Below are 21,613 nucleotides of genomic sequence, written 5' to 3' on the forward strand. Positions count from 1 at the left end.
CACGTTCGAGGGCCCGCCCCCTCGTTCCTGCTCCGCGAACACTGCCTGCCCGCGAAGTCCGCTCGGCAGGGGCCGGGGACAATGGCTCGAGCCGTGGAGTGCGCATGCCAGACGACCGGGAGTCGGGACGACGCCGTCGACAGGAAGGGGTGGGATGCACCGCGGTCGGTCGTCCCGACCGCTGAGCCGGCCCACCAAGAAGAGCTCGAAGGTGGGCAAGGAGCCGTGGACCAAGTCCTCCAGCAGCGCGCCGCTCCGCCAGCCCGCTGCTGGAAGCACAGTCCGCGATCAGATACCGCTCCTCATCGTGCTCCGAGCGCTGGGCGACGCCATGGTCAGCATGATCGCCAGTCGGCCGGTCGACAGATGGGAACAGGCTCGTCCGGCGCTTGAGGCCGAGCAAGGGGCGACCTCAGGATGGCGCCAAGATGGCCGACCTTTCCCTAGCCGTGCGCGAGGCAGGGAGCTGAGCGGCTGCCCGAGGTCACGCTGCGGGACCTGCCGACCAACGGGGACTCGGTCCGCCTGGTCCTGCTGCGGGCCCGCCTGGAAGAGGCCGAAAAGCCCATGCGGTTCCTCTCTGAACGAACCGCCAAGCCGCCCCGGCAATCGTGCCCAGTTCAGGCGTCCTGGGAGCTCGCGATACTGTCCTTGGACTCGGCCATCACTCTGCCGCCGACAAAAGCAACACCGAGGGCGACTGCGGCGGTAGCACCGACCAGTACCTTTTTGAGCGCCCCATCCAAGAACTGCTTGTTCTCGCTGTCCTTTTGAGATTGCATCCTTGCAGTTTCCTGGATCTGCTCGATCAGAAACTTCTTCTCTTCCCGGCTCAGGTCGTCTTTGCCGAGTTCACCCCTGAGGACATCCCTGACCTCCTGCCAGGCCCGGTGGACATGCTCCTGACTTTGGTTGTTGGCCGAAAGCGTAGACTGGTGCGCTCTCTCGACGGCATTCACAGCATCCTTAGCGAATTCCTTGAACTCGGGGAACTGCTCGACGATCTTTAGAGCCACCTCGGTGTCCATGTTTGGCATCATGGCTGCGAACCTGACCATCTTGTCCTTGGAGAGGTTCCTCCAGGACTCGATCCCAAGCGCCTTCATGATCTGAGCCTCGTTCGTGTACTTCATGCCACGGATCCCCCTTTGACTTCAGTCAGGCAGCCATGGGAACAAAGGACCACAGATGCCCCCTGGGCTGATCTGCCTGCAACCTAACGCGAGTTGACTCCGGACCCATGCGTCTCATGGCGCAAAGCGCTAGCCGCTCGGTTCGGTTTCAGTCCCACCGAATCTTAGATTCTATATCTCCGCCGCCCACCCCGAGCGCACAGCGAAGCCGCCCAGATGACTTGCACCTACTCGAAGACCGACAAATGCTCCTTGGGATAGATCATCTAGACGCGCTGAAGACCTCGGCGCCGGTCGCGCATGCTCACCACTTCGCCGCCAGATACCCCCGGCCCCGGAGAGGTCTCAGGCACAAGCGACCGCATGAGAACGGGATGCAACCCGAGATCTTCCGCGGCGTGGCGCAACGATGGTGATGCGCCGAACCGGCGGGCCATCAGCATGCGCAGAAGAGCTGGTTGCTCCGGATACACCGTGACAGGCTCCCGAGACCTCCACTGGTTCGTAGCCATTTGCCGATAGAGACTAGAGCGGCGAGTGCTGTCGATGAGGCTCAGGCCGAATGCCCGCTCGATCAGCGCTTGCATGGAAATTCCCCAGTTAGATTTCAGGACGGCTAGATTTCGGAGGGTGAAGTTTCCGCTCAGAGTCTCGCGTGCCTGCTCGTCTGGCATGAGAAAGGCACCAGCAAACCTGTGAGCTTCGGCCTCTGCCTGCTTCGTTGAGATTGTGCGTCGCGCTGGGTGCAGCACGAGATGTCCCAATTCGTGGGCGACCGTGAAACGCTGACGGTCACCAGCATCAGTGCCGAAGTATGCGATCAGTTGAGGATCGTCCGCCCCTCTCCAGCATGAGACGCCGGAGTGCCCGATCGCCACGTCTTCTTGTTCTCCGGCCCCGTCAACGAGAACTAGGGGAACGACGGGAATCCCGGCCCGCTCGCAGGTCCGAATTACATGCTTCAAGATCCCGTCACGGGCAACACCGAGGGCGTCCCGCGTTTCCGCGGCCAGTGTCTCGATGCTTGATTCGTCGATTTCCCCTTCCGCCCGAGGGAGAGGGAGGCGCCGCATGCGAGTCTCTGCGATGAGCTGGGCAGCCACGCGATACGCCTCCCGCGCTGTGGCTTTAACCCGATCAACTTCCTTGGCCGAGGCACTGGCCTTCTTTCGGAAGTGCAGCGTGTCCGTTGGGAGATCATCCGGGTCCACGAGAAAGAAGCTATACGGAGTGCCCGTGGCGCCGGCTACTGCCTGCAAAACTTCCTCGCTGGCAGTCTTGTCCCCCCTTTCGATTCCGGAGATCATCGACTGCGTCACCCCGGCGATGCCCTCGAGTTCTTTCTGGGTCAAGCCCATTAGCATGCGTAGGGTGCGTAGTCGCGCACCGGTATCAAGCACGGCCTTCTTCGCCTTCTTCTCGTTCTTCTTCGTCTTCGAACAGGAAACCCAGGTCGAACTCTTCGTCGCTCGAGACGAACTCAAGTTTCGAGAGGTCCTCTGCACTGCGCGGCAAGAGCAGGTCGTAGTCGGAAGTCGAAATTCCGCCTGCCCTGAATGATTTCGTCGGGCGCACAACTCGGATGACAATCTCACCCTTTGCGTCGACGTCCCACACGGCCAGTAGGTGACTTGCCCATACTCCGAAGAAATCAGGTGTCGGGTTCCTGTAGTAGTTTATTCGAGCCCGGTTCTTACCTGGTGGAGGCACAGCGTCACCAAATGGTGATCGGTGCAGCAGGCGCATAGACATCGCATTTCGCGACAGATGAATTCGCCCGCCACCTCTACGGGAAGGCGTCCAGCCGGCAAGGTCCTGCTTCAGCAAGTACGCGAGCGCGTGGTCTCGCGTCAGATCGGTTCGGCCCTTGAGGAAGCGCCGGTCCGTCATCTTGTGTCGATCGTAGTGATCGTGTGCGTTCTGTCGACCTTCCTCCAGTGCCTCGTGGAGCGGTGCAGCAAGAGGCGCGATGGCCTCTGTGATGAGCCGTGCATCCTCGGGTCTGAGCATGGCGGTGATTTTATTACCGAGATTCTCAGACTTGCAAGTACGCGTCCCGCGTCCCTCCCGGCGGCGGTTGCTTCGCCACCAGTTGTTGCGGTTGCTGGCACTATCGGACGACTTCGCCGAGGGGCGACGAACAGTCTGACTCACAGGAGAGCCTCGTCGCGGTGGCTCCTGATGCCGGCCATCATGCGGATCCCGCGAGCCAACGTGCCTGCCGCTTGGGCAGGAACACACACGACATCAGCGCTCAGATGGGGCGGGACGCGCGAGTAGAAGTCCCAAGGTGTTCCAGATTTCTGGAACCTGCGCGCTTCCGCCTGCGGCTCGGCCAAAGCCACACTGTCGTGGGAGAAGTTCGGGTGGGTACCGGGACGTCATTCCGACCGGGCAGCTCTACAACGGCCCGCACCACACGTCGCTGCGGCGTGCTGCGGATGCCCTGACCCATCAGTCCCTCGTCAGCGTCATGTCAGCCCGGCACGGCCTGGTGACGCTGAACCGCCCGCTGTTCCCTTACAACAAGCGACTCAGCGACAAGGGCTCCATCACCCCCGAAGCCATGGCCTGAACCGTTCCGGGTCTGTTGGAGACCGGCCCGCACGGGGGTCGACGCATCGGTAGCCTGAGCGTCATGACGGTCGAGGGCGAAGCGCTGGTCGGCGGCATGGCGAACGCAGGCGCGGTCTTTCGCCGTGGTGCGCTGGTGGAGCGTCCAGCGCCGCGCAATGCGCGGGCCTTGCACGCCTACCTCCTTGCGCTGAAGGAGCACGGCTTCGACGCGACGCCGACTCCTGTCGGCTTCACCGAGGGTGGCCGGGAACAGTTGACCTTCATCCCCGGCGACGTGGCTCTGCCGCCGTTCCCGGACTGGGCGATGACGAAGACCGCTCTGGAATCGGTGGGGAGTCTGCTGCGGCGCCTGCATGAGACCAGCGCGGCCGTCGCGGTCGATACCCAAGCCGGGTGGCCCGGGGACCTGGCCGACCCGGAGGGAGGAGCGATGCTGTGCCACAACGACGTGTGCCCGGAGAACGTCGTCTTCCGCGACGGCCGTGCCGCTGCCCTGATCGATTTCGACCTGGCAGCCCCGGGCCGTCCCCTCTGGGACGTCGCCATGACTGCCCGCTACTGGGTGCCCCTGGTCGATCCCTCATCCGCGGCCTCCTACTACCCCTCCGGGCTGGACGCGCCCACACGGCTGCAGATACTTGCCGACAGCTACGGCCTCTCGCCGCAGGACCGTGCCGAGCTGCCCGACGTCATCGAGCAGGCCACCGAGGTCTGCCGGGCCTTCGTCGCCCGCCGCGTGGCTGACGGTGACCCCGTCTATCTCCAGGCGCTGGCCGAGCGCGGTGGATGGGAACGCTGGGATCGCCTGCAGACCTGGCTGGCGGAGCGCCGCGGGATGTTCACGGCTGCCCTGTTGAACTGACCGGACTGGACCTTCAAGGAAGTCGTCAGGCGTTCTTTGTGCCGCGTTAGGCTTCGGTGGCCTGGAAGCGATAGAGGTCCGGTCAACGACCGCGTGGCGCGCCGGACACCGCGCTCGCGACTCGCAATTGCCGTCATTTCCCGTCGACATCCGCGAACCAGCTGATCACCGGGAGCCGCCGGCAAACGCTGTCCTCAGAGATCGACGAGACCCCGGTGAGAGAAGACACCACGACACCGTGCCCATGAACGGCCCTGAGCCTCGACCGACAGAGCCCGCTGGCTCAAGCCCGGTAGCCCCTCGGCCGAGGGCCCCTGCCCTCCGGTGTCACCGTCCCCGAGTGCGCCTCCACCACCAGCGCCCGCCGACAAGCCCACCCCCGGACGGCATCAGGAGCTGACCGAGCGGGGATCGCCGCCGAGGGACTGGCCCAGGGCACCATGGTTCCGGACGTCCGGACCTGTCCCGCGCCACCGGGCACGGCGGGAGCCCGTCCGGTCGGCTGACTGGACGGACTCCCGCATGTCCCGGCGGTACGGGACGTGCGCCGGGCCCTGCCGGCATCTGGTTCAGTGCGCGGTGGAGCCGCTCACCTTGAGGGTCACGGGAACGGGCGCCAGCGCATACGGGGTGTTGCTCGCCTGCTCAAGCGTCGCCGTGTATGCGCCGGGACGACTGAGGCCCGTCGCGTCCAGGGTGATGGTCACCGTGGCTTTCTGGCCCGGGTTGAGGGTGACCTTCCCGGGGCTTGCGGACAGCCAGCCGACATCGGACTCGGTCTCGTCGTAGCCGCGCAGGACCTGGGCGGTGGAGACCGCGTTGGGCAGGCGGGTGGTTCCGCCGACGCGGTACATTCCGGAGCCACCGCCGCCTCGGGTCGTTGCCGTCGGCGAGTCGGGCAGCGCGTTCCAGGTGCCCTTCTGCGGGTCGTAGGCGTATCCGTGCGCCGTGGCGAGGAAGTTGCCGTTGACATCGGTGATTCCTCCCGAAAGGAGGAGTTCGCCGTTGGCCGCGGTATAGGACGACTGGGCCAGGATGACCGGCAGGTCGGCGATGCGCGACCAGCTGTTGGAGGCCGGGTTGTACACGTAGGCGTCCGCGACCGGGGCGCTGCTGGACGTCACACCGCCGGCGCAGTAGAGCTTGCCGTCGATGGCTCCGCAGGCGCCCCAGGAGATGGGCTCGGGGTAGGCGGCTGCGGCGGACCAGGCGTTGGTCGCCGGGTCGTAGACCTGGACGTCGGTCCTGCCGCATGTGTTGGTGCAGCCTCCGACGGAGTAGAGCCGTCCGTCGAGTACGGCGCTCGCCGCGCCGCCGTATCCCTTGGGCTCGTCGGCCGCCGGTGTCCAGGTGTCGGCCGCCGGGTCGTAGACCTGCGTCGCGGCGACCGGCTGGCCGCTGCTGCCCCAGCCGCCGGCGTAGTAGATCTTGCCGTCGATGACACCGTGGGCGGGCTCCGCGCCGGCCTGCGGTGCGGAGGCACGCTGGCTCCAGCTGTCGGTCTTCGGACCGTAGGCGTACAGAGAGCTGAGCCTTCCGGCGGCCGGGCTGGTCCCGAACGCCGAGTAGACGGTGCCCTGGACGGTGTCGACGGCGTTGTCGTACACCTGCACCGGCAGGTTGGCGATGGACTGCCAGGCGTCGGCGGGAGTACCGGCGCTCGGCGATCCGGGTTCCGTCCCGCTGCGTTCGATCGCTGTCCAGGAGGCCGGTTCGTCGCCGGTGTTCTTCACCGTCAGGCGCTCGGTGACCCGGTGGCCCGCCTGGACGTCGGCGCTGACGGAACCGGGGACGACCGCCAGGCGACCTGCCTTGAGGAAGAAGTTCTGCCGCACCGTCTTGTTCGCCGTGATCCTTGTGGACCTGGCCGACGACGTGTAGGTGGGCATGGCACCCGTGAAGTGCTGCTTGCCGCTTCCCGGTTCGAAGGCGGCGTAGAAGCCGTCGCCGATGGCCGGGTCGTCGGGGGTGGCCACGGTCACCGCCTGCACCGAGGAGTCGACGTCGGTGACGGTCGCACCGATCACGCCCTGGTGGGTGTTGGCGTCGTCCACGGTGCCGGTGATCAGGCCACCGGGTACGGGAGAAAGGACGCGATCGGCCACCGAGACGTTGTCAAGCGCCCAGTAGAGCCCGGGACCGGTGTAGTGGAACCGCACCCTGATGTCCGGCTGCCTCGCGTACGCGGTCAGCGGGATCTCGACGTCGCTCGGACCGAGCAGCCATTGGAATGTCTGATGCCACAGGTTCGTCCAGGTCTTGCCGCCGTCGCGGGAGATGTCGACGTCACCGGTCTGTGTGGAGCTGCCCCGGTAGTCGGTGTCGAAGGTGAGTTCGGGCGAGACGTCCCCGGACAGGTCGTAGACAGGGCTGATGAGCTGCGTGTCCTCGGGGAGCCTGGTGTTGGCGTAGTTGCTGTCGGCGATGGCGAAACCGCCTGTTCCGCCGGTGTGGTTGCCGCGGTGCCCCGGGTCGTCGAAGACCCAGCCCTGGGTGGTGCCGGGGGCGTTGACCACGCTCCATGCCTGTGCCGCGGAGTCGGTGGAGTCGAACGGCTCGGTGCTGGCGGTCTTGACGCTCAGCGTGTAGCCCGGGTTGGTGCCGGCCCAGGTGTCTCCCTGCAGCGCGAAGTCGGCCCGGCTGCTGCCTGTGGTGACCACCACGTCCCGGGTCGCCGGCAGGTAGCCGGGTTCGGTCGAGGTGATCTGCAGGGTGTACGTGTGCTTCTCGGGGAGCCGCAGGGTATAGGCACCGGTCTGCGGATCGGTCCACACCGGTCCGCCCGGCACGCCCTTGACCGTGACCTTGGCATAGAGCGGCCACCCGTGGCCGGCACCGTCCCGGACCGTCCCGGAGACCTTCTCCACCGCCAACTGCTTGAGTCTGGCGTCCAGATGCGTGCCGGCGCCGTCGGAGACCGAGGCCGACACGCTCGCCTCGGCGTAGCCGTAGGCGTCGATCGTGAAGGTGTACGTGCCGGCCTTCATCGCCAGCGTGTAGGCGCCCCGGGCGTCGGTCATGACGGAATAGGGCCCGGAGTGCAGCACCGCCCCGGAAACCGGCTTTCCGGACCGGTCGGTGACCGTGCCGGACAACTCGCCGTGCGCGCCCAGCCGGAAGGCGTCCAGCCCGTTCGGGGTGCCGAGGCCGGTCGGCCCGTCGTAGCCGGTACCGGCTGTGCACAGGTACGAAGCGGAACCGGCGCAGGCCCCGTTGTTTCCGCCGGTGACATCGTTGAGCGCGGACGACGAGGCCAGGTACGGGTACTCGTTGGGGCGCGTACCGGCCACCGGGGTGCCCGCGTCGGCGTACGTGGCCGTGATGATCGGTGCCGAGGCACTGGTTCCGCCGATCACGATCCAGCCGCCCCCGGAGGAGTCGTAGACGGCGAGTCCCGTTGCGGGGTCGGCGACCGCCGAGACGTCGGCGACGGTGCGTCCGGCGCAGCCGGAGTCCGTCTGGAAGGAGGGCTTCGGCTCGTAGAGCGAGCAGCCCGACCCGGTGCCCTTGCCGGCACCGCTGTTCCACACCGACTCCGACCAGCCACGCGCGGTGCCGGAGTCGGGGACCAGGGAGGTCCCGCCGGCCGACGTCACGTACGGGGAGGCGGCGGGGTACGAGACGCCGTAGTCCGAGTCGCCGGAGGAAGCGACGATCGCGACGCCGGGGTGGTCGAAGTGCGAATCGAGGGCGGTCTCCGCCGGGTCCTCGGGCGCGAGCTGATAGTTCGAGCCCCACGAGTTGGAGACGAACTTGGCACCGAGCGCCACCGCCTCGTCCACGCCCGCGGCCAGGTCCAAGGGATAGGCGCTATCTGCTTCCACGAGCAGGATGCGGGCCTTCGGGGCGGCCGCGGAGATCATGTCGAGGTCGAGCGAGATCTCGCCGGACCAGCCCGCGTCGGGGGCGGGGTAGCCGCTGCCACCGCGCTGGTCGACCTTGGTGAAGCAGCCGTCGGCGGTGGTGCAGGCGGGCAGACCGTACTGCTGGCGGTACAGCGCGAGGTCCGCTTCGGCCTGCGGATCGTCGAAGGCGTCGACTATCGCTATGGTCTGGCCCTCTCCGCCGTCCGACGGCAACTTGTAGGCGCTTTGCAGGTCGGCGGGGCTCAGGCCGCTGGGCGCCGCGACGGCCCCCCGCAACCCCTTGACCGCCTTGACGTCGGTGCGCCGCAGGGCGAAGCAGGTGAAGTCGCCGGGCTCGGCGGCTCCACACATGCTCTGCACACTCCCGGCGGGCGAGGGCTCCGCGGGGGCGGCGTGGACCGGCGCCGACGTTCCGGCCAGCCCCGCGACAGCGGCGGCAAGCACGGCGAGGCCGGCGAGGATACGCCGACCCGAACGCGGCCCAGACTGAAGTCCTGATCTCAACAAGCGCTCCGTAAGTTGGGCGAACACCCCTTGGAGCGGTCCGTACAGAGTCGTGACCGGCGTGCCTCGGCGCGGTCAACTCACCTGCCGCAAGGGTGTCGTGGACGAAACAGGCCGGCCCCGCCATCGCGGCCAGTGGAAGAGGCGGCCCCCGCGCCGCCAGTGGCGAGGAGGACATCCGTCGCACGCCGCGACAGACCTGCCGTCACGTGGTGCGCGGCCGGCGTCCGGTGTGCCCTACCCGAAGGAGAGTGCGGCGCCGCAGCACCTGGCCTTCGCCGAACCGAGGCTGTCAACCGGGCGACCGAGAAACAAGACGACAGCGGTGGCTGCTTTCTGCCAGCTGGCGAGGAGTTGCCACCTGACGAAGAGCGGCAGGACGCAGCAACGAACTCCATCGCTGTCAGCACCTCGCGGTCGCCCACCCTCCGCCGCTCGCCACCCTGCGGACGTATGACCTTCGTCGGAGGCGTCACCCGCCGAAACAACTCCCCCCACTCGTCCGGCACCAACCGCTCGGCAAGGCTCGCCATGCTCAGACCAACGAGTGATCGTGGCAAGGGAAGGGCACCTTGAGCGGAGCGGCGCCGCCCACGAGCCCGGATGTACTGCCCTCTTGATACAAGCAACCAACCAATGAAAGGATGTTACGCAACATCGACACAACGAGGTGGACTCATGCGACTGCGGCTCTTACAGTTTCTGCTCAGTTTCAACACGCTCCTTGTCATCCCCTTCGCCATCGGCCTGCTGATACTCCTCCTCCGACGGCGTTGGGCTGTCGATCACGCCTTGCCGCACGAACGACGAGCCGCACGATGCAGGCGGGCTGCCTGTGCGCTCGGCCTCGTTGCCGCTGCTCTGCTCGTGTACGTTCCGGTTTCCCACCCGCACAGGGACTGGCTCGCAGGTCCGCTCTTCGGTCTCTTCGTACTCGCCGGTGTCCTCGCGGGTGAACTGCTCGCTCCCCGTCCAGCCGGCACGGTCCGGTCGGCGACTCTGACCACTCGGCAGGTTCGCGACTACCTGCCCCGCAGGCACCGCGCCTTGCTGGCCGCTCTCCTTGCCTGCCTCGCCGCACTGCTCGCGGGCATGACAGCTATTACAGTCGCGCATTCCGACGACCGGGGCAGCATCAGCTTCACCCGCGGTGACGTGACCACCACTTTCCCGTCTGCCTGGGTGGGCGCGCCCGCAGTTGCGGCCACCGTCTTGTCGCTCGTCGGCAGCGCTGTCGCGTGCCTGTTCGTCCTGCGAAAGATCGTCAACCGTCCTGCGGTCACGGCAGACCCGCAGAGCGAAGCCCGGGACGCGGCCATGCGAGAGGTTTCAGCAGGAGCGGTGTTCTACGCCTGGGGCTGCCTGCTGGCAGCATCCCTCTTCACCTGGTCACTTGTTGCCCGATACGTGTACGACAGCACCACCGACCTCTCCGATACGAGCTGGTGGCCGACCACGATGCGTGTGGCCGCCTACCTGCCGATCGCAGCGAGCGGATACGCCTTCGTGTACCTGTTCGCCAAGCTGACCCGGCAACACGCCCCCCACCAGGCCACGGCATGAACCAACTGACCGTAAACGTGGACACCTCCAGCGCCATCCCCGCATACGAACAGGTCCGCGCCCAGGTGGCCGACCTCATCCTGGGCGGCCACCTGGGCGAGGGCGACCGGCTCCCCCCTGTACGGCAGCTCGCCGCCGACCTCGGGCTCGCCGTCTCAACGGTGGCCAGGGCTTACCAGGAACTGGAATCCGCCGGGATGGTCACAAGCCGCCGTGGAGCAGGAACGCGAGTCGCGCCACCGACACACACCCGACCAGCCATCGACGACGAACTCGCCCGAGCCGCCCTTGCCTACGTCACCACCGCGCGCCGACTGGGCGCCGGCGACGAGCAGTTGCTCGCGGCAATCCGCCTCACCCTCACCGCAGCACCCCGGTAGGCCCTGGCCGAATCCTGGCGGCCGGCCCGATCGCGACTTTGGGCCCGCCGGAGATTCGCCCGGACGGCCCGTCCGATGCCCGTTCGCTGATGACCGGTGGACCAAGTCCACCGCGACCTCCGGCTTGCCCGGTCCCGAGTTCAGCGTTGGAGGATCTCGACGAGTCGCGGGCCTTTGGCATCGGGGCCCTTCTTGAGGTACTCGGTGAGGTCCGCGAGGGTTTCGGCGCGGTGGACTTCCAGCCCGTAGCCGCGGGCGATGTCGAGGATGCCGAGGTCGGGGATGTGGAGATACTCGCCCTTGGGGACGTCCAGTGCCTCGGCGAACTCCTCCAGCGCGCGGTATTTGCCGTTGGTGCACACCACGAAGGTCACCGGGACCTTGTGGCGGGCCGCGGTCCACAGGCCGGCGATGGTGTAGTGCGGGGAGCCGTCGCCGAGCAGGCAGACCACGGGCCGGTCGGGGCGGCCGAGTTTGAGGCCGATCGCGGCGGGGAGGCCCCAGCCGAGTCCTCCGGCGGCGGAGTAGAACAGGGAGCGGGCGCGGGTGATCGTGAGCCGGTCGCGGAACATCTCCGCGGAGGTCCATTCAAGCGAGAAGACGGTGTCGTCGTCGCGGGTACCGCGGTCGACGGCGTCGAGGATGGCCTCGGCGGTGAAGTGCGGTCCGCTGGTGTCAGCTTCGGCGATCGTGAGCGGCGCGGGCCACGGCCGGTCGCTTGCGGTGACCGCATCGCTGACGCGGACCAGGGCGTCGGAGGCGTCGCCGACGAACATCCGGCCGAAGGGTGCGCGGGCGGCTTCGTCGGGGTCGTCGGTGACGGCGTAGACCGCGGTGCCGGGCTGGAAGAAGTCCTCGGTGCTCGGTGCGTGGTAGCGGAAGACCGGGGCGCCGAAGCAGACGACGGTGTCGTATCGCGCGAGGATCTTGGCGAGCGAGCCGGCGTCGGTCGGAAGCAGTCCTTGGTGGCAGCGGTGCCGTGTGGGAAAGGGGCAGCGGGGGGCGCTGGGGGCGACCCAGACGGGAAGGCGGGCGCGTTCGGCCAGCGCGATGGCGGCCTGGAATCCCTGTTCCGTGTCGGCGCCGGGGCCGAGGACGAGCGCCGGGTCGGAGGCGCGGTCGAGTGCGGTGACGAGGGTCTCGACGGTCTGCGGGGTGACGACGGGGGAACCGTCCACGGCACGCTGGAGCAGGAGGGCCTGCGCGGTGTCGTCCGCGGGCTCGGGCCAGTCGTCGAGGGGCACGGACAGGTAGACGACGCCGCGTGGGGCGGAGTCGGCGAGCATGAGTCCCTTGGACACCAGCGCGGGGGCGTCCTGGGGGCGCAGGGGTTCGCCTGCCCACTTCACGAGAGGCTCGGTGAGCTTGACGGGGGATCAGGTCATTCGGCTGCGGCGCGTTCGGCCAGTGAGCGGCGCCGCAAGGTGGGGTCCGTCAGTGATCGCGGGGGCATGAGGGCATTGGGATCGTATCGGTTGGTTCCAGGCGGAGCGATCTCGTCGATTCGGTCGAGCGTCGCATCGTCCAGGGTGAGTGCAGCGCCTTTGAGCAGGTCCTCCAACTGCTGCATGGTTCGGGGTCCGATGATCGCCGAGGTGACCGCGGGGTGGGCGACGGTGAAGGCCACAGCGAGCTGCGGAAGAGTGCAGCCGATGCTTGTCGCAAGTTCGATGAGCTGCTCGACGATGTCGAGCTTGGCGGCGTTCTGGGCGATCGTCGGATCGAATTGCGCCGGTCGGAGCGCGGCACGGCCGGTTGACAGGTCGACCGCCTGACCCTTTCGGTACTTTCCGGTAAGGAATCCGAAGGCGAGGGGGCTCCAGACGAGCACTCCCATCCCGTAGCGCCGGCAGACGGGCAGGAGCGAGGTCTCGATTCCGCGGGCCAGAATGGAGTAGGGCGGCTGTTCGGTGCGGAAACGTGCCAGACCGCGCCGCTCCGAGACGGAGTGTGCCTCGACGATCTCCGCCGGCGAGAACGTCGAGCAGCCGAAGGCGCGGATCTTCCCCTGATGCGTGAGGTCGCTGAGCACCGAGAGCGTCTCCTCGATGTCCGTGGAGTCATCGGGGCGGTGGACCTGGTAGAGGTCGATCCAGTCGGTGTTCAGTCGCTTGAGGCTCTCATCGACCGCCTTGATGATCCAACGCCGTGAGTTGCCGCTGCGATTGCGGCCCTCGCCCATCTGGAAGTGCACTTTGGTGGCCAGTACGACGTCGTCTCGGCGTCCCCTCAGCGCCTTTCCCACGATCTCCTCCGACTCACCCTGCCCATACATGTCGGCGGTGTCGATGAAGTTTATTCCCTGGTCCAGGGCAGCGTGGATGATGCGGACGCAATCGTCGTGGTCGGAGTTGCAGCCGTCCTGAAACATCATGGTCCCGAGGCAATGGACGCTGACCTCGATACCGGTTCCGCCAAGGGCTCGATAGCGCATGACGATGCTCCCTCATTCTCATTGGCGTGATCCGTCGTGGGAGCGACACAGCGTCGATCCCACGGGGAACCCTAGGAGCTGGACTCGGCTCTAGGTCAACCCTCGCTACCCTGAGCGGCATGGACGAGGGAACAGCGGCTTTGAGCATCGGACAGGTCGCCGAACGCACCGGCTTGAGCGTTCACGCGCTGCGCTTCTACGAGCGAGAGGGCCTCTTCGTCGATCCCGTGCGACGAGGACCGGGCGGGCGCCGCGTCTACACCGAGGATGACGTGGACTGGCTGACCGTCTGCGTCATTCTCCGTGCCTCCGGCATGCCCCTGCCCAGGCTCCGCCGATATGCCGAGTTCGTCAGGGAAGGGGCCGGCAACGAGAACGAACGGCTCACGCTCATGCGTGAACACCAAGCGGACGTCACCGCTCAGATCGGGAGGCTCACTCGATGCCTGGATCTGATCAGCTTCAAGGTGAGGGTGTACGAGGATCTCGTCGACACTGACGGCGGCGCCGGCGACCGTCAGTGTCACGCCCCAGCACCTTCGCCGCACGAAGAACACGCACCCGTGCTTCGCCATGAGGCGGCGGTCGAGTAGACGTGCACAGCCACATGTCCTGAGTCGTCAGTTTGCTTGCGGTTGCGGGGCGAGTCGGCGCCCGGTCCACGGTGCGCAAGTGGCGGTGCCGGTTCGCCGCGGACCGCTGGAGGGCGGGTGAACCGGCCGCGTGCGGGAGCGCCGCGGAAGATCACGGACGAGCAGGTCGAGGCCCCGGTCGCCAGGACACTCGACCAGTCGCCGGCGGCGCGCGGGAGGCTTTCACCGCCCGCGGCGGTCAGTACCGCAGCACCGCCGCCACACCGTCGGGGAGCGTTCCGTCGGGTACGAACATCACCCGGGACTCCGCCAACATGGCGTTCTCCACCAGCTGTTCGACGATGTCGGTAGCCACGCCGGACGCGCGGGCCGGCGGCTCGACATCCGGCTTCGGCTCCGGCAGCGTCACCGGTTCGGGGAACGGCACGACCTCCAGCTCCCGCCCGTCGCCGCCGACCCTGCCCGCGAGCACCAGGCTCTCCTCCACGAGCAGTCGGCGTACCCGTTTGTCGGCGACCGCGGTCCACACCTGCGGCGCTCCGCTCGCGTACTTGTCCTGTGCTCGTGCCGCATCCAGTTCCGCGACGGCTTCCGCGACCTGCCGGGCGTGGAAGTCCGCGAGGAGCGGCTCGCACCGCTCCGCCACCTCCGCGGCCGGACGCGTGTTCATGCCGGTCAGCGGCAACGCGCCGGCGATCAGGTGCGCGTGGCCGTTGAGTCCCTTGAACGCCGAGAGCATCTTGTCGCTGCCGATGACGAACAGCGGCGCCCCGTTGTACTCCTTCATCACCGGCTTCAGCCGGGCGTCGACGGTCCGCAGATACTGCTTGACCCGCTCGCCGTGTCCCTCGTAAGGCGCCGAGTGGGGAATGGGCCCGGGCAGGGAATCCTCGGGGGAAGGGATCTGCGGCGAGTCGGGGAAGCCGTGCTCCTTCACCTCCACCAACTGCCGGTCCGACCCTCTGTACAGCCGGCACATCTCCTGATCGAGGACGAGGACCAGGTAGGGCTGCGAGCGCTGCTCGGCGGCCACGAGGTAACGAGTCAGGAACACCGTGGCGAACTCCACGCGCGGTGTGACGGGCGACGTCAGTTGCCACACCTGGACGTCCTCCCCCGGCGTCACATAGATCACCAGCGCGTCGTGGGCGCGGACCGGATCGGTGGCGTCCTCGATCACGTCAGGAACCAGCATGCGGTCCCGCAGTTCCAGCGCCGCGCCCCGCTCCACGTCCGGGTCTTCCGCCAGTTGCCGCTTGGCCTCGATGGTGAGGTCACGCAGCATGATGCGGTCCTTCTCGCCGAACGGGAAGTCCCGCTCGGTCGGCATGGCCAGGGTGATCGCGGGATACGGCCTCGGGGCGCGCAGGGCAGCCAGGATTTCGGGTGTCAGATCAGATATGTGAGCCATGGCGAGTCACGACGTCCAGTGGCCGTTGGGCTGGCGGTGATCGTGCGGGCGGTGACGTTTGTCGAGAATCTGGTCTTTCGACTCCCGAACCACATGCGCGATCTGGGTGTGGAAGTAGAGCAGCTTCCCCTGTCCCCGCGCACCCAGACCGTGGTGGCCCTTCACCTGGGAGTTCTTACTCATACGCGTCAGCTCCTCACGCTGAGGAATCCTCATCGCGGCTTTCCGAACGTATGCTCCACGCTACGCCCGCCTCGGCGGCCCGGCGAATGCGCAGTTGCCGGTGCCACGGCGTGAACGGGCTACGTTGCGCGGTCGGCCCGGGCAGATCGGAAAGGGCTCAGGGTGTGCTCAGTCGCGTACCTCGACGTGGACCAGGAAGTCGCCCCGGCCGCCCTCCTGGAGGAGGTTGCCGCCCCGGTCCGCTGCCGGGGCGGGCGCATCTTCGCGGCCGTCAGCAGACCGCGTGCGTGGCCGCACCGGTGGTCGGAGGGCCGAATTCCCGCTGGGCAAGCCGCGGTTCAGCGGCCCTTCGTACGTCGAGCGATCAGGACCTCGATTCCGTCCAGGATTCGGGTCAGGCCGAAGTCCACGTCGTCGTCGCCGATGGCATCGTCGTATGCGTTGTCCGTCATCATGGCCGCCAGAATGGGATATCCGTGCTCATGCAGGAGCGGTTGGAGGAACTGCGCCACGGCGGCCGACTGGACCGGCGCCGCACTGCTGTTGCGCACGTCGCGGCGGGCACTGGCGATGCGCCGCGCGTAGCCGTCGAGCAGCAGCGCGCACCCTAGCGATTCGGCGGTGCTCAGCCCGGCGCCGGTGAGCGCTTCCAGCAGTACTTCCGTCCAGCGCAGCAGGTTCGGGGTCGCGGGCGCCCCGCGGATGGGCAGGTCGGGCAGCCACGGATGGGTGTCACATCGCTCGATCATCGCCCTGGTCCACCTGGCGGCCGCGGCCCGCCACCGGTCCGTGCCGGTTTCCAGGTCCGTACCGGTTTCCAGGTCCGGCGCCGGGCCCCACGCGGTCTCGGCGACGAGCACCAGCAGTTCGTCCCGCGAACTGACATACCGGTAGACCGCGTTGGCGCTGAGCCCCACCCGCCTGGCGATGTTCGGCATGGACAGGGCCGCGAAGCCTTCCGCGTCGGCCAGCGCGACGGCCGCTTCGACGATTCCCTCGACGCTCTGCGAGGGCTTCCGGCCCAGCCGCCCCGTCTTGGCGGTCAGCCCCCACGCCAGGGCGAGGCCAGGTGGCAGCCGCTCATCGTCACTTGTCGGCATCGGGCCCGTCTCCGTGTCTCGTCCGCAGGGCATTGACTTCGTGGGTGCCTCACACTTTATATTAGTGTGGACCCCACACGAACTAGTTTGAGGAGGAGAACGTCGATGAATCCCACCGGCGAGCCCACCGACCAGCCCACCGACCAACCCATCGGCCGGCCCATCGAGCAGCCCATCGAGCAGGACCTCTCACCGGGCCATGGCAGGTCGCGGACCTCCCTGCGGTCGCGTTTACGGTCCCTGCTGACCGCTCTGCTCTGCGGCGCCATGGTCATCGGCGCGGCCGGATGCTCGCAGGCGGCCCATCGCGCCGGGGGTGGCCCAGCCGGTCCCGCCACCGTGGTCAGGACGGACACCGGCTTGGTCGAAGGCCGCCTCGGCACGGACACCCGGATGTTCCAGGGGATTCCTTACGCCGCCCCGCCGGTCGGGCGGCTGCGCTGGGCCTCGCCCCAGCCGGCCGCGTCCTGGTCCGGCGTACGGAACGCCACCGAACCCGGCAACCGCTGCGCACAGGCAGCGGGGCTCATCGACCAGCAGAGCAGCAGTGAGGACTGCCTCTATCTGAACGTCACCACGCCGGCGCGCGGCAGCGCCCGCAGCCTGCCGGTGATGGTGTGGATTCACGGCAACGGCTTCATCAACGGCGCCGGGAGCCTCTACGACGCGCAGCGCCTGGCCGCCATGGGCAAGGTGATCGTGGTCAGCTTCAACTACCGGCTCGGCGTCTTCGGATTCCTCGACCATCCCGCGCTCGACCACGGTCCGGCCAAGCACCTGTCGGGCAACTTCGGCCTGGAGGACCAGCAGGCCGCGTTGCGGTGGGTGCGGCGCAACGCGGCGGCATTCGGCGGCGACCCGGCGAACGTCACGCTCTTCGGCGAGTCGGCCGGCGGCACCAGTGTCTGCGCGCATCTCGTGGCGCCGGGGTCAGCGGGCCTCTTCCAGAAGGCGATCTTGCAAAGCGCCCAGTGCACGGGACGAAAATGGTCACCGGGTCCGGCGACCTGGTTCCCGCTGCCGCGCGCGGAGCGCGAGCGGCACGGGCTCGACCTGGCGGCCAAGGTCGGCTGCTCCGACCGCCGGACAGCAGCGGCCTGCCTCCGCGCCGTACCCGTGGACGAACTCGTCAAGTGGTCCGACTACGGGCTCGGGTCCGGACCGGCGGTCGGCGGCGGCGTACTGCCCGTGAGCCCGGAACAGGCGTTCGCCACCGGCCACTTCAACCGGGTCCCCGTCATCCAGGGAACCACCCGGGACGAACACCGCCTGTTCACCGCGGCCATCGAAGCCGCGACCGGCCGGACGACGACCGACGCCGGCTACCGGCAGCAGATCCGGGCCCTCTTCACCCCGGGCGACGCGGCCCGTGTCCTGGCCCGCTACCCCGCCGGCCACTTCCACTCCCCCGGCGAGGCGCTGTCCGCCGTCGTCACCGACTGGGCCTGGGGGTGCACGGTCCTCGACCGGGACCAGGCCCTGGACCGGCAGGTGCCGACCTACGCCTACGAGTTCGACGACGCCGAAGCTCCCTGGTTCGACACCCTCAAGAAACCCAATTTCCCCACCGGGGCGTTCCACGGCAGCGAGCTGGAGTATCTCTTCGACGACGAGCAGCTCCCCGGTCCGGCCACTCCCGCCCAGCACCGACTCGCGGACACGATGGTGCGCTACTGGGCCCGGTTCGCCTACACGGGCGACCCGAACGGCCAGGGCACGGCGCCCTGGCCCCGATTCGGAACCGGCCGACACGTCCAGTCGCTGCAACCGGGGAAGACGGAACCGGTCGATCTCGCCCAGGAACACCAGTGCGGCTTCTGGAAGACCATCGACGGCTGACGGCCGCCACGGTGTCCATCCTCGCCGCATGAGGTACCTCGCCTTCGGCGCCCTTCCGCTCACCGAAGGGCGCCGAAGTGCGCCGAAGTGGCCCGCAGCGCGCCGAAGGACACGACGTCGCCACATTCGGCAAGGGCGACAACTGCGCCGAATTCGATTTCGCGTTCCCTGCCGCGAGCCGTGGATCACCGCAGCAAAACGGCACCAAAACGACTTTGCGCAGTCATTGCACAGGGGGTAGACGCCGCCCCACCACCCTGCTTTCATTCCTACCGTCCACTTTTCCAACGTTGGAAAGATGGCGGTGGCGGCATATCCCTCCGCCGTTCCTCCGCCGTTCCCTGGACGCCGAGTTCTCCCACGGAGAGGTGTATCCGCAGTGAGATCAGGCAGATTCCGCCCACCGCACCGACGCCGATTCGCCGCCCTGGTACCGCTGCTGCTGGGCGCGGCACTGCTCGTCCCGACCACCGCGGGCGCCGCGGAACCGGCGTCCGCCGCCCGGTCCGCGGCGCCCGTCGCCGACACCCCGCAGGGCCTGCGCGCGGACTACTACCTCAGCTCCGACGCCACGTCGCTGGACTTCGCGCAGTACAGCAGCACCGGCGTCGAGAACTCCCTCAACGTCCCCGACCTGCTGCCCACCCTGCGCGACTACGCCGGTTCGACCCTGAACGTCGCCGCGCACTGGACGGGCCAGCTCGACGTCCCGGCCGGCGGCACGTACACGTTCTACATCAAGGGCGACAACGGCTTCCGCATGTCGCTCGACGGGTCGAGCGTGATCGACCACTGGACGACCGACTGGGACGTCCAGACGCAGTCCGAGCCGATCACGCTGACCGCCGGCCCGCACACCCTGGCGTTCGACTACAACCAGGGCGACGGCGGCGCGTACATCACCACCGAGTGGTCGGGCCCCGGGACCACCCGGCAGGCGATCCCCGACTCCGCGCTGCACCTGCCGGCCGGCTTCACCGCACCCACCGTCGACGCCGCGGTCACGTCCTCGGGCAAGAGCGCGACCGTGCAACTGCCCGGAGCGGTCAACTCGCTGCCGTCCGACCTCGGCAAGCACCTGGCGGTCATCGCGGGCAGCAGTCGGTGGACGCCCGACATCGTTGTCAACCCCGCCGACAGGTCACAACTGCTGCTGACCGCGGGGAAGTCCGACATCCCCGCCGCGCTGAAGGCGAAGGTCCGGATCAGCTACGACGGGCAGGGCGGCCTGGCCACCGCCGCGGGCCCGGTCCCGCTCTTCTCCGGCCTGGCGACCAACAACTCCACCTGGTACTTCGCCACCAAGTGGGCCAAGGACGTCAGCCCCGAGAACGCGCTCCCGGACTACCCCCGGCCGCAGATGACCCGTGACAAGTGGCAGAACCTCAACGGCACCTGGCAGTTCCAGGGCACCGCCGAGAACGCCGCGCTGCCGAACGGCAAGCTGAGCGGGTCGATCCTGGTGCCGTATCCGATGGAGGCGCCGCTGTCCGGCGTCGCCGAGCACCATGACTGGTCGCTGTACCAGCGCACGTTCACCGTTCCGCGGAACTGGCGGGTCGGCTCGGGCAACCGGCTGAACCTCAACTTCGGCGCGGTGGACTACGAGGCGTGGGTCTACGTCAACGGCAAGCAGGTCGCCCACCACGTCGGCGGCTACGAGGCGTTCACCGCCGACGTCACCGACGCGCTGGCCGGCCGCGGGCCGCAGACCCTCACGTTGAAGGTCAAGGACACCATCGACCCCAACACGCCGACCGGCAAGCAGTCGAGCGACCCCAGCGGCATCTGGTACACCCCGTCCTCCGGCATCTGGCAGACCGTCTGGATGGAGCCGGTGGCCAAGGCGAGCATCGACTCGCTGGTCCTGACGCCGAACCTGTCCGACGACACGCTGTCCGTCACCGTGCGCCCGTCCGCCGGCACCCCCGCGTGGTCCCTGGTGAACGCCACCGCGTACGCGGGCGGCAAGCCGGTGGGCACGGTCATCGGCACCGTGGGCCGGAAGCTGACGCTGCACGTGCCGCACCCGGAGCTGTGGAGCCCCGACCACCCGTACCTGTACAACCTCAAGGTCTCTCTCACCGACGGCCTTTCGTACGACTCGGTGGGCTCGTACTTCGGCATGCGGTCGGTGTCCGTCGCCAAGGTCGGCGGCGTGAACAAGGTGGAGCTGAACGGCAAGCCGACCTACCTGCTGGCCAACCTGGACCAGGGCTTCTGGCCGGACGGCATCTACACCGCGCCGACCGACGCGGCCCTCAAGTCCGACCTGGAGCTGGACAAGCAGCTCGGCTTCAACACGGTGCGCAAGCACATCAAGGTCGAGCCCGCGCGCTGGTACTACTGGGCCGACAAGCTCGGCGTGATGGTCTGGCAGGACATGCCGAGCCGCAACGTCGGGCCCGGCGCGAGCGAGGCCAGCGACAAGGCGTTCAGCGACCAGGCGCACGAGATCGTGGACCAGCACCTCAGCGACCCGTCCATCATCGTCTGGACCATGATGAACGAGGGTTGGGGCGAGCAGTCCAAGGAGGCCACCGGCGCGCTGGCCGACTCGATCAAGCAGCAGGACCCGAGCCGGCTGGTCGATGCCGCGTCCGGCGTCAACTGCTGTGCCTCGCAGGGCGACTCGGGCAAGGGCGACCTGATCGACTACCACGTGTACCACGGTCCCGCGTTCCCGTCCCCGGACGCGACCCGGGCCGCCGTGGACGGCGAGCACGGCGGGTACTCGCTGAACGTGCCCGGCCACATCCTGGGGGTCTCCGGCGGCCAGAACTACGGTGGCGACGCCTCGACCATCGCGGAGCTGACCCAGGACTACGTCGACAACACCAGCCAGTTGCTGTCCGCCGCGGCCGGCAACCTGTCCGGCTCGGTGTACACGCAACTCAGCGACGTCGAAGGCGAGTTGAACGGGCTGATCACCTACGACCGCGAGGTCGTCAAGGTCGAGCCCGGGCCGGTTCGGGACATCAACCGCAAGCTCATCGCGGCCGGTGCCGCGGCGGGAACGTCCTGACCCCTTCCGGCAGTTGACACCCGCCGTCCCACCGGGGACGGCGCCGGCCGGGGCCCGCGGGCCCCGAATTGGCCCCCGGGGCCCGGGGGGAAAGGGGTGCCGGGGGGTGGGGGACCCGGGGCGGGGTTGCCAAAACTAAGCCC

At 68.0% G+C, this 21,613-nt stretch carries 16 protein-coding genes; 6 read left to right on the forward strand and 10 right to left on the reverse strand.

From position 1 onward, the window contains the following. Positions 1-620: 620 nt before the first annotated feature. From ACIPAE_RS34920 to ACIPAE_RS34930, 3 genes are all read right to left on the reverse strand, one after another. Entirely contained in the window at positions 621-1,133 is a 513-nt protein-coding gene (locus ACIPAE_RS34920) for a hypothetical protein (protein WP_402450819.1), read from the reverse strand. A 266-nt stretch (positions 1,134-1,399) separates the two neighbouring features. Beyond that, on the reverse strand, positions 1,400-2,638 hold the full coding sequence (locus ACIPAE_RS34925) for a helix-turn-helix domain-containing protein (RefSeq protein ID WP_402450821.1): 1,239 nt from the start codon (positions 2,636-2,638) through the stop codon (positions 1,400-1,402). Beyond that, positions 2,526-3,143: a hypothetical protein gene (locus ACIPAE_RS34930; protein ID WP_402450823.1), complete on the reverse strand. Its 618-nt coding sequence runs from the start codon at positions 3,141-3,143 to the stop codon at positions 2,526-2,528. Before ACIPAE_RS34930 ends, ACIPAE_RS34925 begins: the two co-directional genes overlap by 113 nt. Positions 3,144-3,771: 628 nt before the next feature. On the opposite strand from ACIPAE_RS34930, the gene ACIPAE_RS34935 reads away from it, so the two are divergent. After that, entirely contained in the window at positions 3,772-4,572 is an 801-nt protein-coding gene (locus ACIPAE_RS34935; RefSeq protein ID WP_402450826.1) for an aminoglycoside phosphotransferase family protein, read from the forward strand. A 569-nt stretch (positions 4,573-5,141) separates the two neighbouring features. On the opposite strand, the gene ACIPAE_RS34940 is transcribed toward ACIPAE_RS34935, so the two are convergent. Continuing rightward, entirely contained in the window at positions 5,142-8,882 is a 3,741-nt protein-coding gene (locus tag ACIPAE_RS34940) for a carboxypeptidase regulatory-like domain-containing protein (protein ID WP_402450829.1), read from the reverse strand. 753 nt (positions 8,883-9,635) lie between these two features. After that, the gene (locus ACIPAE_RS34945; RefSeq protein WP_402450832.1) at positions 9,636-10,058 is read right to left on the reverse strand and encodes a hypothetical protein; all 423 of its coding nucleotides are present in this window, start codon (positions 10,056-10,058) and stop codon (positions 9,636-9,638) included. A gap of 39 nt (positions 10,059-10,097) precedes the next feature. On the opposite strand from ACIPAE_RS34945, the gene ACIPAE_RS34950 reads away from it, so the two are divergent. Together ACIPAE_RS34950 and ACIPAE_RS34955 are read left to right on the forward strand one after the other, a co-directional pair. Further along, on the forward strand, positions 10,098-10,505 hold the full coding sequence (locus ACIPAE_RS34950) for a hypothetical protein (protein ID WP_402450834.1): 408 nt from the start codon (positions 10,098-10,100) through the stop codon (positions 10,503-10,505). Beyond that, on the forward strand, positions 10,502-10,885 hold the full coding sequence (locus ACIPAE_RS34955) for a GntR family transcriptional regulator (RefSeq protein WP_402450836.1): 384 nt from the start codon (positions 10,502-10,504) through the stop codon (positions 10,883-10,885). Before ACIPAE_RS34950 ends, ACIPAE_RS34955 begins: the two co-directional genes overlap by 4 nt. A gap of 140 nt (positions 10,886-11,025) precedes the next feature. Here the strand turns inward: ACIPAE_RS34955 and ACIPAE_RS34960 are convergent, their stop codons facing one another. Both ACIPAE_RS34960 and ACIPAE_RS34965 read right to left on the reverse strand, forming a co-directional pair. Beyond that, positions 11,026-12,234 carry a thiamine pyrophosphate-dependent enzyme gene (locus ACIPAE_RS34960; protein ID WP_402450839.1) on the reverse strand — a complete coding sequence of 403 codons (1,209 nt, stop codon included), beginning with the start codon at positions 12,232-12,234 and terminating at the stop codon, positions 11,026-11,028. Between the two features lie 32 nt (positions 12,235-12,266). Next, positions 12,267-13,319, reverse strand: coding sequence for an aldo/keto reductase (locus tag ACIPAE_RS34965; protein WP_402450842.1), 1,053 nt, complete (start codon positions 13,317-13,319; stop codon positions 12,267-12,269). 119 nt (positions 13,320-13,438) lie between these two features. Here ACIPAE_RS34965 and ACIPAE_RS34970 point away from each other — a divergent pair, with 119 nt between their 5' ends. Next, complete coding sequence (locus ACIPAE_RS34970; RefSeq protein WP_366413108.1) at positions 13,439-13,912, forward strand: MerR family transcriptional regulator; 474 nt, start codon at positions 13,439-13,441, stop codon at positions 13,910-13,912. A gap of 238 nt (positions 13,913-14,150) precedes the next feature. On the opposite strand, the gene ACIPAE_RS34975 is transcribed toward ACIPAE_RS34970, so the two are convergent. The 3 genes from ACIPAE_RS34975 to ACIPAE_RS34985 form a co-directional block, all read right to left on the reverse strand. Next, positions 14,151-15,242, reverse strand: a complete 1,092-nt coding sequence (locus ACIPAE_RS34975) for a hypothetical protein (RefSeq protein WP_402450845.1) — start codon at positions 15,240-15,242, stop codon at positions 14,151-14,153. Between the two features lie 87 nt (positions 15,243-15,329). After that, on the reverse strand, positions 15,330-15,506 hold the full coding sequence (locus ACIPAE_RS34980) for a hypothetical protein (protein ID WP_328472913.1): 177 nt from the start codon (positions 15,504-15,506) through the stop codon (positions 15,330-15,332). 338 nt (positions 15,507-15,844) lie between these two features. Beyond that, the gene (locus ACIPAE_RS34985; RefSeq protein ID WP_402450847.1) at positions 15,845-16,606 is read right to left on the reverse strand and encodes a TetR/AcrR family transcriptional regulator; all 762 of its coding nucleotides are present in this window, start codon (positions 16,604-16,606) and stop codon (positions 15,845-15,847) included. Between the two features lie 105 nt (positions 16,607-16,711). Between ACIPAE_RS34985 and ACIPAE_RS34990 the strand changes: the two genes are divergently transcribed. Beyond that, positions 16,712-18,445 carry a carboxylesterase family protein gene (locus ACIPAE_RS34990; protein ID WP_402450849.1) on the forward strand — a complete coding sequence of 578 codons (1,734 nt, stop codon included), beginning with the start codon at positions 16,712-16,714 and terminating at the stop codon, positions 18,443-18,445. Positions 18,446-18,824: 379 nt separating this feature from the next. Next, complete coding sequence (locus ACIPAE_RS34995; RefSeq protein ID WP_402450851.1) at positions 18,825-21,470, forward strand: PA14 domain-containing protein; 2,646 nt, start codon at positions 18,825-18,827, stop codon at positions 21,468-21,470. Positions 21,471-21,613: the final 143 nt, after the last annotated feature.

The sequence above is a fragment of the Streptomyces sp. NPDC087270 genome (assembly GCF_044744625.1).
Lineage (GTDB): Bacteria > Actinomycetota > Actinomycetes > Streptomycetales > Streptomycetaceae > Actinacidiphila.

Coding starts and splice junctions, on each gene's coding strand:
- ACIPAE_RS34920 (WP_402450819.1), bottom strand. CDS start 1,133: ATGAAGTACACGAACGAGGCTCAGATCATGAAGGCGCTTGGGATCGAG.
- ACIPAE_RS34930 (WP_402450823.1), bottom strand. CDS start 3,143: ATGCTCAGACCCGAGGATGCACGGCTCATCACAGAGGCCATCGCGCCT.
- ACIPAE_RS34935 (WP_402450826.1), top strand. CDS start 3,772: ATGACGGTCGAGGGCGAAGCGCTGGTCGGCGGCATGGCGAACGCAGGC.
- ACIPAE_RS34945 (WP_402450832.1), bottom strand. CDS start 10,058: ATGCGCGACTGTAATAGCTGTCATGCCCGCGAGCAGTGCGGCGAGGCA.
- ACIPAE_RS34955 (WP_402450836.1), top strand. CDS start 10,502: ATGAACCAACTGACCGTAAACGTGGACACCTCCAGCGCCATCCCCGCA.
- ACIPAE_RS34965 (WP_402450842.1), bottom strand. CDS start 13,319: ATGCGCTATCGAGCCCTTGGCGGAACCGGTATCGAGGTCAGCGTCCAT.
- ACIPAE_RS34970 (WP_366413108.1), top strand. CDS start 13,439: ATGGACGAGGGAACAGCGGCTTTGAGCATCGGACAGGTCGCCGAACGC.
- ACIPAE_RS34975 (WP_402450845.1), bottom strand. CDS start 15,242: ATGCCGACCGAGCGGGACTTCCCGTTCGGCGAGAAGGACCGCATCATG.
- ACIPAE_RS34980 (WP_328472913.1), bottom strand. CDS start 15,506: ATGAGTAAGAACTCCCAGGTGAAGGGCCACCACGGTCTGGGTGCGCGG.
- ACIPAE_RS34985 (WP_402450847.1), bottom strand. CDS start 16,606: ATGCCGACAAGTGACGATGAGCGGCTGCCACCTGGCCTCGCCCTGGCG.
- ACIPAE_RS34990 (WP_402450849.1), top strand. CDS start 16,712: ATGAATCCCACCGGCGAGCCCACCGACCAGCCCACCGACCAACCCATC.